The sequence below is a fragment of the Pyrinomonas methylaliphatogenes genome, assembly GCF_000820845.2.
Lineage (GTDB): Bacteria > Acidobacteriota > Blastocatellia > Pyrinomonadales > Pyrinomonadaceae > Pyrinomonas > Pyrinomonas methylaliphatogenes.
On sequence record NZ_CBXV010000001.1, the window covers coordinates 133,412 to 145,538 of the forward strand.

General features: G+C 60.1%; 8 protein-coding genes. 3 read left to right on the forward strand and 5 right to left on the reverse strand.

Going from position 1 to position 12,127, the window contains the following annotated elements; genetic code table 11:
• The first annotated feature begins 12 nt into the window (after window positions 1-12).
• From PYK22_RS00540 to PYK22_RS00550, 3 genes are all read left to right on the forward strand, one after another.
• Complete coding sequence (locus tag PYK22_RS00540; protein WP_041973571.1) at window positions 13-789, forward strand: pseudouridine synthase; 777 nt, start codon at window positions 13-15, stop codon at window positions 787-789.
• 209 nt (window positions 790-998) lie between these two features.
• Entirely contained in the window at window positions 999-2,021 is a 1,023-nt protein-coding gene (locus tag PYK22_RS00545; protein ID WP_083437512.1) for an SPFH domain-containing protein, read from the forward strand.
• A gap of 303 nt (window positions 2,022-2,324) precedes the next feature.
• A complete protein-coding gene (locus PYK22_RS00550; RefSeq protein ID WP_041973123.1) occupies window positions 2,325-4,898 on the forward strand; it encodes a TonB-dependent receptor in 2,574 nt (857 codons plus the stop codon).
• Window positions 4,899-4,986: 88 nt separating this feature from the next.
• Here PYK22_RS00550 and thpR read toward each other — a convergent pair whose 3' ends face one another.
• The 5 genes from thpR to PYK22_RS18265 all read right to left on the reverse strand — a co-directional run bounded on the left by thpR (window position 4,987) and on the right by PYK22_RS18265 (window position 12,075).
• Entirely contained in the window at window positions 4,987-5,580 is a 594-nt protein-coding gene (gene thpR, locus PYK22_RS00555; protein ID WP_041973125.1) for an RNA 2',3'-cyclic phosphodiesterase, read from the reverse strand.
• Between the two features lie 40 nt (window positions 5,581-5,620).
• A complete protein-coding gene (locus PYK22_RS00560) occupies window positions 5,621-8,110 on the reverse strand; it encodes a penicillin acylase family protein (protein WP_157770585.1) in 2,490 nt (829 codons plus the stop codon).
• 134 nt (window positions 8,111-8,244) lie between these two features.
• Window positions 8,245-9,141, reverse strand: a complete 897-nt coding sequence (locus tag PYK22_RS16160) for an endonuclease/exonuclease/phosphatase family protein (protein WP_060635172.1) — start codon at window positions 9,139-9,141, stop codon at window positions 8,245-8,247.
• A gap of 160 nt (window positions 9,142-9,301) precedes the next feature.
• Window positions 9,302-11,512, reverse strand: a complete 2,211-nt coding sequence (locus PYK22_RS00570; RefSeq protein WP_083437477.1) for a glycoside hydrolase family 3 N-terminal domain-containing protein — start codon at window positions 11,510-11,512, stop codon at window positions 9,302-9,304.
• A 71-nt stretch (window positions 11,513-11,583) separates the two neighbouring features.
• Window positions 11,584-12,075 carry a helix-turn-helix domain-containing protein gene (locus PYK22_RS18265; RefSeq protein ID WP_060635173.1) on the reverse strand — a complete coding sequence of 164 codons (492 nt, stop codon included), beginning with the start codon at window positions 12,073-12,075 and terminating at the stop codon, window positions 11,584-11,586.
• Window positions 12,076-12,127 lie beyond the last annotated feature (52 nt).

Sequence of the window (12,127 nt, forward strand, 5' to 3'; positions counted from 1 at the left end):
CTCGCGAGCTTTATGGAAGAGCGGTTGCAAAAGTTGATCGCAGCAGCGGGTCTCGCTTCGCGGCGCAAAGCCGAAGAGTTGATCCTCGCTGGCGAGGTGACCGTAAACGGCCAGGTCGTGCGCGAACTCGGAACTAAAGCCGATCCGACGCGCGATCACATCAAGGTGCGCGGCAAGCTCATCAACCCGCTGCTCGAGAAGAGAGAGAAGATCTACGTTCTACTCAATAAACCGCGCGGCGTTTTGACCAGCCTTCATGATCCCGAGGGGCGTCCGCTTGTGACCGATCTGATCCCGCCTTCGCTCGGGCGTCTCTATCCGGTCGGACGTTTGGACTTCAATACCGAAGGACTGCTCATTCTCACGAATGATGGTGAACTGGCGAACTACATCACTTCGGCGCGCAACCGCATCGGCAAAGTCTACGAGGTCAAGGTCAAGGGAAAACCGCCCGAAGACGCGATCGAGTTTTTGCGCCGAGGGCTCAAGCTCGATGATGGCGCGCGCACAGCCCCGGCGGAGATCAGGAGATTGGCCGAAACGAAGACGAACACATGGTATGAGGTGGTTCTATACGAAGGCAAGAATCAGCAGATACGCCGCATGTTCGACAAGATAGGACACTCCGTCGTTAAGCTGCGCCGTGTGGCGATCGGGCCGATCCGCGACGAGAAACTGGCTCCGGGGGAGTGGCGCTTTCTTACGCCGAAGGAGTTGGAACTGTTGCGACGGCAGAAAGCGCCAGCGCGTTCGCCGACGCTCTCGCGGCGAAGTCGCGGACGGAATTGATCTTTCAGGTCGAATGCCCGGCCCTTGGCTTGCAAATTAGGCCCAGTCTTCGGTGGTGATGAGTTGGTTCGTTGGGCGCGCTCGGATCGCTTGCGTTGCAAATTGGGTTCAGCCTCGATCGCGTCATGATACGTAGATCTCAAGCCCTTTCGCTGAGGATTAGGTTCGGTCTTGATCCGTAAAGTGGAAGGCACCAATGGAGGTTGAAGATGGAATTCGAAGTGCTTTTCCTCTTCCTGTTTCTCGCCATCGCTTTGCTCGTCGTCGCGTCGAAGACGATCAAGATCGTACCGCAGGCGACCGTCATGTTGATCGAAAGGTTAGGACGCTTCAGCCGTCTGGCGACCAGCGGTTTGAACGTCATCGTCCCATTCCTCGATCGCCCGCGCGCCGTCTACTGGACCGGAACGCGGCCCGGCTTGACGTCGATCGACTTGCGCGAGCAGTTCATCGATCTCCCGCCACAGCCAGTGATCACGCGCGATAACGTGACGATTCACGTCGATTCGGTCGTCTACTGGCAGATCACCGATCCGATCAAAGCCGTCTATGAGGTGGCCGATCTGGTCGGCGCGATCATCCAGTTGACCATCACCGGCATGCGTTCGGTGATCGGCGAGATGGACTTGGATCACACGCTCTCGTCGCGCGAGCAGATCAATTCCAAGCTGCGCGTCATCCTCGATGAGGCGACCGATAAGTGGGGCGTCAAGGTGACGCGCGTCGATGTCAAAAACATCACGCCGCCCGAAGATGTGCGCGTCACGATGGAGAAACAGATGACCGCCGAACGCAACCGTCGCGCGCTCGTCCTTCAAGCCGAAGGCGAAAAGCAGGCAGCCATCGCGCGCGCCGAGGGCGAAAAGCAAGCGGCGATAACGCGCGCCGAAGGCGAGAAAGAGGCGGCCATCCTGCAGGCTGAAGGCGCCGCCCAAGCCCGTCTGCGCGCCGCAGAAGCCGAAGCCGCAGCTATCGCGCGCATCTCGCAGGCGCTGCTCGGACAGGGCGATCCGTCACACTATCTGCTCACCACGCGCTACATCGAAAGCCTGAAGGAGATGGTTAAAACGAACAACTCCAAAGTGATCTTCATGCCCGTGGAGACGGCGAGCGTCCTTTCGAGCGTCGGCGCGATCAAAGAGGTCCTCGCCGAAACGGGCGAAAAACGCGGCGACAACGACGAAGAGACGACGGCGCTTCCTCCTGGACGCACGCGACAGTTACCGCGCTAGACCACTCTTCTCCCGCCCGATGCCGGGGAGAACAGAGCTTGGCGAAGGCGCTCTCGGCGGACGCGCGATGCGCCTGGAAACGACACCGCGCGCGACGCTTTTCTTAGCGAGCGTCGCGCGCGCGAACGCCTCTTGACACTCGCTCCGACCCAAAGCTGACTCGACATCCCGTCCTCCTCTACTCACTGCCCGCCAACTGCCAGCCGTCGCCGACCACTCTCCTCTTGACAGCAAGCCCCACTTATCATAGCTTTGAAAACTAAAATTTAGGCTGATCTAAAAAATAGTTTAGGAGTATCTAGAATGAAGATGGCAGCGGTCACGGCGGCGATCATCTTTCTGGCGCCCGTCGCCGCGTATGGGCAGGCGGCGGGAGTTGTGCGCGGCATCGCGCGCGATGCGCACGGAGCCGTCATCGCGGGTGCGATGGTAACGCTCTCTCGCGCTGATGATCTCCGCTACGAAAGAACAGATCGAGAAGGTCGGTTCACTTTCTTCAATGTTCCCTTCGGCCCTTATTTGTTGAGCGCTTCGCAAACTGGCTTCGCTACGGTCACGCGAGAAGTTCTGGTTCAATCGAGCGTGCCCGTGGATCTGGAGCTGGTCCTCGTGCCGTCAGGACTTGCCGAAGAGGTGACGGTTATGGGAGAGGCTGCGGTCAAAATCGGCGCGGCGGCGAGCGAGTACGGCGTCGACCGCGAAAGTTTGCGCAACATCGCGGGCGCATTGCCTTCGCGCCAGATGGAGACCCTCATCTTGTCAGTGCCCGGCACGGCGCGTGATGGCAAGGGCGTCTTTCATGCGCGCGGAGCGCATTATCAGGCTTCGGTCGTCATCGATGGCGTTCCGGTGAGCGATCAGCTTTCGACCATCTACGCCAACAATTTCGATGCGCGCAATGCGGAGGATTTGAACGTTCAACTTGGCAGCATCCCGCCGGAGTTTGGCAACAAGGTGTCGGCGGTCATCCAAGTGACGACGCGATCGGGACTCGGCGCGGGCAAGAGGTTGTTCGGCGAACTTTCGTCGAGCCTCGGATCGTTCGCTTCGGGCGAGGCCGGGTTCAAACTGGGCGGCGAATCGCGCGACCGCCGCTGGGGCTATTTCGTCTCTGGCGCTTTCAACCGTTCATCTCGTTTCGTCGATCCGCCTTTTCAGAACGCGCAGGCGATCTTCGCCGACGGGCGAGTGGTGACAGCTTCGGGGCGCGGCTTGCACAACACAGGGGCGAGCCAGAATCTATTTGCGCGGTTCGATTTTGTGCCGGATGACCGGAACTTCTTCAAGCTCAATCTGGTCGCGGCGCGCTCGCGCTTCGAGGTGCCGAATCTTCCCTCGCAGCAGCTCAACGGGCAGGACCAGAAACAGGAGAATCGCAACCTCGCCATCTATCCTTCGTGGCAAAGGGCAGTGGGGGGAGGCGGGCTTGTCACCATCGCGCCATATTTGCGCCTATTCACCGCGGGCGCAACGAGCAGCGCGGGCGACACCCCGATCAGTTTCGATTACGGGCGCCGCTTGGCGACCTATGGTCTTGTGGCTAGTTACGCACACTCGACCGCCTCGCACCAATTCAAGACTGGACTGGATCTGTTCGCCTTTCCCGTCAGCGAACGCTTCGATTTCGAGATCACTGACGCCTCTTACAACCCTCTGCCGGTCAACTCGCGGGCGATCATTCGCCCCGATGGGCAGGTGGAGTTCTTCTTCGATCCGCGGTTGAGCGAAGAGGAGCGATGCGAACTGTTGCTCGTCTTCAATCCGAATTTGGTCGCTTACGATCGCACCATCTACGAGCAGGCGCGCGCCAGCGGCTCGGTTGTGCAAGGCGCGGTGCGACGCTTCACCGCTTCGCCGCGCCGGACGGGGCGGCAATTCTCCTTCTACGTTCAGGACACTTTCCGTCGGGGCGCGTGGACCCTATCGGGCGGAGTGCGAATCGACCGGTACGCCTTTCTCGTCAGGGACTCTGCCATCAGTCCGCGTCTAGGCGTCGCGTACCGTGTGCCTTTGACGGGGACGGTGGTGCGCGCTTCCTACAATCGCATCGCACAAACGCCTTCGACCGAAAATCTCTTGATCTCGGAATCGCCCGAAGCGGCTTCGCTCGTCAACCCGGAAACGGTGCGGCGGCTGGGCGCTCGATTGCGTTTCGTGCCTCTCGAACGCGCGAACTGGTACGAGGCAGGCGCACAACATCTCTTCGGGCGGCGCGTCAAACTGGATGTCGCATACTATGCGAAGCGCATACGCAATATCCACGACAACGATCAGTTCTTAAACACGACGATCATCTTCCCGATCGCGCTCGCGCGGGGGCGCGTAGATGGCCTTGATCTCAGCTTCGATGCGCGGCTTGGCGGTGGCGTGCGGACGATCTTGAGCTTGGGAACGGTGCGCGCGCGCGTGCGCCCGCCGTTTGCCGGCGGGCTGTTTCTAAGCGGCGCGACGCCTGAAGATTTCGGCGACCGGGAATTCGTCATCGATCACGACCAGAAGCTCAACTTGCAGACGGCGATTCAGTACGTCAACGAACGGATCGGGTTGTTCGCGCAGTTTCTGGTGCGACACGACAGCGGTTTGGTCACTGGCGTGAGCGCCGAAGACGTTCCGGCGCTGCTCGCCGATCCCGACACGGCTGCTGGCGTGCCGTTGCTCGATTTCACGGAAGAGCCAGTGCGCGTGCGGGCCAGAACGACCTTCGATGTCTCGGTCGGTTATGACCTCGTGCGCTCAGCAGGCGGGCGCGTGCGCGTGCAGTTCGACGCGCTCAATTTGACCAATCGTTTGGGGCTATATAACTTCCTCTCCGTCTTTGGCGGGACGAACTACGCGCCGCCGCGCGCTCTGAGCGTGCAGGTGAAATATATCTTCTAATCAAGATCGTGGCGGTAAGAATTCCCTCATTGGGCACGCCACAGGTTTGAAGCGCGTCTTCCGATCCAGAGGCCGTCGTGCTTTCGCCTCATTCGCCGCGAAGAGGTAGGGCGGCAAGTTCTGTGTAGCGCGCGCCTTCGGGCCGCAGTTCACTGCGCATGATGACCATTTCGTGCACTGCGAATCTTTCTGTTTCGACGGGCAGTTCGAGATGAAGCTTAACGAGTTGCGGCGCAGGGTTGCGCAGCCGCGCAAGCGTGATGTGCGGGCGAAACGGTCGCGCCTCGCGCGGGAAACCAACCTTGTGGCATTCATCTTCGAGGCTCGCTTGCAGGTGCGCAAGCCGTCCCGATGGGTCGCCAAGTCCGAGCCAGAGGACGCGCGCCGCGCCGCGCGGCGGGAAGACTCCGGGGCCAGCGAGCGTCAGTTCAAACGGAGCGACACTCATCGCCGCGCGTTCCGCTGCGCTTCTTAAAGCGTCGAGGCGCGACGCTTCGATCTCACCCAAGAACTTGAGCGTAAGGTGCAGCTTTTCGCTTCGCTCCCAGCGCGCCGCAAAACCTTGAGGAGAGGCGCGCAATCGTCCGATGCGTTCGGCAAGGCGTGCGCGCGTCGCGTCGGGAAGCGCGATGGCGCAAAAGACGCGAAGAGATTTCGCTTCGTCTGTTGCCCTGTTAATCATCTTGCTAGACTGGCGAACCGAACCGCCATTACCTCGCCCCTCATCGCTCCGTACCGGCGAAGCTGCCGTTCGCGCGATGCTCGCGTCTGATCGGGTTGCGTTCCGCCGTTTGCGTCGTTGGTCTGAGCACGGCTTCGACCTGTGCTGTGGTTGCGACGGCTTTCGCGGAGAAAGGGAAGAGGCTCGGACGTGCGGCGAGCCAATCATTCAATTGATCTTTCCAGTGCTGGCTTGCGGGATCGCCCGAAACGCCGAGCGCGATGCCTTGTCGCGTCCGATCCCAATCGCTCGCATCGGCGATGAGGCGCATCGAAACGCCTGCGCCGACGTTGACCGTGGCGATCAAGCCGTTGCCGCTGCCGCGTTGCGGCACGGGGGCGATGGCGAACGCCTGTCCGATCAACGGAATCGAAGCGAGCGGATGCGGAAAGCGCGCTTGCGCGTAGCGTCCCCACGTCCACTCATCTTCGTTCTGGCCCAGCCGCGCCGAAAGCGCCGCGCGCGCGTCTTCGTAGCATGCGCGAATAAGCTCGGCATAGTTTTTGAACTCGCGCGGCAGCCAGTCGGTCGGGCGCTCTTGGATCAAGCGGTCGAGCAAGGTCGCTTCGTTGCCCCAGCGAAAATCGCGCGCACGTTCCGGCCCGATCGCCGCCGCAATGATGCGCTGGCGAAAGGCTTGTTTCATCTCAGCGACGAGAGGTGCAACGCGCGACGTCGGCTCAAGCTGGCCATCCCAACCGTCGAGAAGCCCAGCTACTGACTTCATGCGCGCGTCGTCCGAAAAGGCTTCGCGGATGAGCTTGGCCGCTTCGCGCGCGAACAGGTGGCCGCCGATCGAATAGGTGTCGCCCTGTATCTGCGCGAAATCTTCAATGCTCAGCTTCTGTTTGGCTTGTAGAAGATCCCAAATGCGGCGTGCGCGATACGGAGCGATCCAGCTATAAGTCAGGTGATACGGGTAATCCAATCCGACGACGCGATTGTTAGCTGTGACGATCATGCCCGAAGGCGGATCGAAGACGTGCGGCAACTTTTCGAACGGGATGTAACTGGTCCACTCGCCATCATCCGTTGTCCCGTCATAGGGGAGGCTGCCGTCGCCTTTGCGCCGGATGGGTATGAGTCCGGCTCCGTAATAGCCTATGTGGCCGTCCACATCGGCATAGACGAAGTTCTGCGTCGGGCCGCGGTATTTTCGTAGCGCGTCGCAGAACTCATCCCAGTTACGCGCGCGGTTGAGCGCGTAGAAGGCTTCGAACTCGATGGCGTCCGGATCAAGCGCCGTCCAACGTAGCGCGTAACGTTCCGCTCCTCGCTCGAGGATGATCGGGCCGTGCCGCGTGATGGTCACTTCGTGGACCACCACGTCGGTTGTGGTGTCGGTGAAGTTGCGCCGCACTCTGATCTCTTCGCGACGGATCGCGGCTTCGCGCCAACCTTGGGGCGTCAGGTAGCGCTTCGGGTTGTTGGCATCGAACTTTTCGAGATAGAGATCTTGCACATCAGGGCCGAGATTGGTCGCGCCCCACGCGATGCGGTCGTTGTGGCCCAGTATCACGCCCGGTGCCCCCGGCGCCGTCACGCCCGCCACGCGCAGGTTCGGCAGCGAAAGATGGACCATGTGCCAGATGGATGGCGCCGAGGCGGGAAGATGCGGATCATTGGCGAGCAGAGGTTTGCCGCTTGTGGTGCGCGTTCCTGCCACGACCCAATTGTTGCTCGCGGCGAGATCTTCGACATACAGGCCGACTCTTTCGAGCGATCGGCGATCGAGTTCTGCCGCGCGCCTCATCTCGGCGAGCAGCGAGCCGCTCGGAAGAGGCGCATCACGTGCGCCTTCGCGGCGGCCAGTTTGCGCTGAGATGGATCGCTGATCGCTGCCGATCACGATGACGTCGAGCGGTGAAGTTGTCGGCAACAGTTGCTGAAGCCTATCTTGCAGCAGATCGCGGAGCGAAGCGCGCATCAGATCCGTTTGCCATGTGGTCGAAAGGACTTCGGCGAAGATCTTGCCGATGAGGATCGAGTCGGTCGGGCGCCACGGTTGCGGGCGATAGCGCAAGAGGCGAAACTCCGCGGGCAGATTCTGATCCGTCAGCGAAGCGATGTAGGCGTTAACGCCGCGCGCGTAGGCTTCGAGCGCGCGGCGCAATTCGGGCGACGCTTTCGCGTAAGCTTGCTCAGCCAAGAGCGCGAAGCCATAGGTGCGCCGCCGTTTGTCTTCTTCGAGCGTCGTTTTGCCGAAGATCTCCGAAAGTTCTCCTCGCGCGGTGCGCCGCAATAGGTCCATCTGCCATAGCCGGTCGCTCGCCGTCACGTAGCCTTGCGCGAAGAAGAGATCCTCTTCATTCTCCGCCTCGATGTACGGGATGCCGCGCGCGTCGCGCCGAATGGTTACGCTCGCGCGCAATCCGGCTAGATCGATGACACGCGATGTGTCGTTCGAGGCGACCTGTTGTGTGTGCAGGTGAAAACCGGGAATGATCGAGAGAAGGAATAGGGCTGAAAGCAAAGTCACGCTGTTTCTCATCGCCGACCTCAAGCTTGACAAGCGTCGCTTCCGCGGCAGCGATGATAAACGCTCGAGTGTTCGTTGGCAATCATCGCGTGACAAAGGAGCGCCCTGCGCGATTGATGCGATGATGGATGCGCTGCAAACCGTCTTCAGTCGAACTTAGCTCGGATCCATAGTGGCCAGTGGTCCGAGTAATTGATGCGGCGGGCGATCCCCCAGGCTTGAGGGGATAATCCGTGCAGCCAGATCCAATCGAGTTTGAGTTCGAGCAATCTCAATCCCATGGCTGTGAATCTCCAAGTCGGTTGATCCTCGTCAAAAGGGGTCAAAAATCCGGCCTGCGCGAAGAGTCGGCGCGTCTCTTTGAGGGCCGCCACTTCGGTTGTATTGAAATCGCCGAGCACGATATAGCGCGTGATTTGAGGATAGCGTTTAAGGTCGTCGAGGACGGCGCGCAATTGATCTATCTTCTGCCAAACCTCGATGCGCGTCTCAGAGTGGACCGTATAAACGCGAACCGCGCGGTCGGGAGCGATTTTAATCGTTGCCCCGAGCGCGACTCGCCGGCGACCGCGTGGGCCGGGATGTGGGAGAACGATGCGGCTGATTTCGGTGAGCGGATAGGGGCTGAAGAGCGCGACGCCTGTCTCCTCTTCCGTCGAGTCTTCTGATTGGGGCGGGGCGGCCCATGCGTAGTTCATTCCGAGCCCCTCGGCGATCAATCGCGCTGTGTTCGTATAACCGGTTCGTCGCTTGCGGCGATCGACCTCTTGCAGACCGATGATCTGCGCGCCGCCGACTTCCGCATCGGAGCGCAAGCGTTCGATGATCTCGTGCAACTCTTCGCCGCTGCGCCAACGTATGTTGTAGGAAACGATCTTCAGTTCATCCGATGTCGATGGAACGGTGAGTTTTGGTGGGCTGCCCGTTTCGAGCAGCGCCGCATCGTCATTGGGCGAAGCTGCGGGGAATGGAGACGGATCTATGTCGAAGCGAAGAGATGACGCTAAGGTCAGAACACAGGCGAAGAGCAGACTGCAGCGCATGATTCAGCCCCGACCGTTTCGCTCTGCTTTCGATTTTAGCCTAGCGATAGCCAAATTTCATGCGGGCGGATGCCGAGATAGGGAGCCTCTATGAGCCTTTGAGGAGCGAAGAGCCTATCTAGCGAGCGGCTTTAGATCGAGTTGACTTAATCTCTGACGCTCAATCCGCGACCTCGAAACCGGCTTCGAGCCCGCCGACGGAGCTGTTGCCGACATATACTTTGAATTCGCCCGGTTCGACGACGAATCTCATCTGGCGGTCATAGAAGCCCAATTGTTCCGGGCCGAGCGTGAATCGAACGGTTCGCTTCTCGCCGGGCTGTAGCGTGAGCCGTCTGAATCCTTTCAATTCGCGGACGGGGCGCGTCACGCTGGCGGCGACGTCGCGGATGTAAAGCTGGACCACCTCATCGCCAGGGCGTTGGCCGATATTTTCAACTTCGGCGGTGACCGTCAAATTCTCATCTCGGCGGATTCGGGTTGCGCTCAATTGCAGATTCGTCAACCGAAACTGCGTGTAACTCAAGCCAAAGCCGAAAGGGAAAAGCGGCGTCCACTGCGCATCGAGATATTTTGATGTGTACTTATTGTCCTCTTGTGGTGGCCGTCCGGTGTTTTTGTGATTGTAATAGAGCGGCACCTGGCCGACGGTGCGCGGGAAAGTCACGGGCAATTTGCCGCCCGGATTGACATCGCCGAAAAGGACATCGGCGATGGCGTGTCCGGCTTGAATGCCTGCGAACCATGTCTCCAAGATAGCCGGGACGTTCTCCGCCACCCAGCCGATCGTGAGCGGACGGCCGTTCATCAAGACGACGATGATCGGTTTGCCCGTAGCGTGGATCGCTTTGATCAGTTCGAGTTGATGGCCCGGTAGATCGAGCGAAGTGCGCGAAGCCGCTTCGCCGCTCATCTCCGCCGATTCTCCGACGGCGAGGATGACGACATCGGCCTGCTGGGCGAGCCGGACGGCTTCACCGAAGCCTTTCGTCGAACCCCCTTCGATCTCGCACCCTTTGGCGTACATGACCTTCGTCTTCGGGCCAACTTTGGCCCGAACGCCCGCGAGCAAGGTGACGACATCCTCAGGGCGGCCAGCGGCATGCCATGGGCCGAGCGGAGCGTTCCGGTCGTCGGCTAGTGGGCCGATCACGGCGATGGATTTTAGCTCCTTACTGAGCGGAAGGAGGTTGTTCTCATTCTTCAGCAACACCATCGAGCGAGCGGCGGCTTCGCGCGCGACTTTGACGTGTTCGGGGTTGAGGATGAGCGTGCGTTCGCGCGCTTCATCCACATACGGTCGATCGAAAAGGCCCAAGCGGAATTTGATGCGCAAAATTCGCCGCACGGCTTCATCTATCTGCTCCATAGTGAGCTTGCCATCTTTGATCAATCGCGGTCCGTGCGTGCTGAAAAGGTGGCTCACCATCTCCATATCCAAGCCAGCCCCGAGCGCGTAATAGACCGCTTCAGCTTCGTTGGCGGCCAAGCCGTGAGCGATCAACTCCGGCACGGCTGTGTAGTCGCTTACGACGAAGCCGTCGAACTTCCACTCGCCGCGCAGCACGCGAGTGAGCGTGAATGGATTGGCTGAAGCGGGCACGCCATTTAGATCATTGAAAGCGCTCATCAGCGTCCCCACGCCGGCTTCAACAGCGGCTTTGAACGGCGGAAGATAGATCTGGCGTAAGGTCCATTCGGAAAGATCCGTGGTGTTGTAATCTCGTCCGGCTTCCGCTGCGCCATAGGCGACGAAGTGTTTGGCGCACGCGAGCACGCGGTCGGGCGCGCTGTAGTCGGTGCCTTGGAATCCGCGGACACGCGCGCGCGCCATCTCCGCCCCGAGGTATGGATCTTCGCCCGCCCCTTCGACAATTCGCCCCCAACGCGCATCGCGCGTAATGTCAACCATCGGCGCAAAGACCCAGTTTATGCCGGCGGCTCTGGCTTCGGCAGCCGCAACGCTCGTCGTCCGTTCCACCGTTGCCGGATCCCAGCTGCTCGCTTCGCCGAGCGGGACGGGGAAGATCGTGCGATAGCCGTGGATGACATCGAAGCCGAAGAGTAGAGGGATCTTCAGCCTTGATTGCTCGACGGCGATGCGTTGCAGCTCGTTCACGCGGCGCGCGCCAAGCACATTCATGAAGCCGCCGACGAGACCTTTCCGTATCATCTCGATCCGTTCGTTATAGTTGTCATCGTTCGGACCATCGAACAGTTGCAATTGCCCTAGTTTCTCTTCCAGCGTCATCTGTTTGAGGAGGGCATCGATCTTCCGTTCGATCTCATCGTGTGGCGGTGCTGGCAGCGCGATGATTGGTAGTTTGGCGATGATCAGGTAAAGTATGAGCGCTCGGGCGACTGCTTTCATCTTGCTCTCTCGGCGTCATGTATTTATACACAACTTGACGGATATCGGTAAGAGAAAGGTTTGACCAATCCTCAGACCCTTCCCGCTAATCCCTGTCCTTTCTCCCATTGAGTGGTAATGTTGTGTCGGTCGATGAGAGAAGGGAGGCGAATCCTCAGGCGTTTCAGGTAAGCGTAGGCTGGGGCCAAGGAGATCTTCTTGCCTAGTCGTTCTTGCACCCAAATCTGAACCTTCCTCCCCGTCCACGCCCCTCCGCCGGGGGCGGGGCCCTGCAGCGCTTCCAGAAGCTCGCTCTGCTCTTCTGGAGTAAGCTTGAGGGGCGGTCCGGGGTTCTGGTGGCGACGGTCTCGCAGGGCCTCTGGCCCCTCCCGATTGTAGCGGCGCAGAGTTTGCGTTACCCACCTTTCAGTGCGACCCAGAGCCGCAGCCACCTCTTTGCGGCTCTTGTTCTGCGCCGCGAGTCGGACGGCTTGGAGGCGATCGCGAGTCAGGGGATCGGTCTCCTCGTTGCATCTTCGCTCGAGTTCGTTCAAGGTCAGGTGGTGCGCGACATAAAGAGGCATAGGAAAACCTTCCCTCAGTCTGGTCTTTCTGCCTTTAAATTACCCCGGAAAT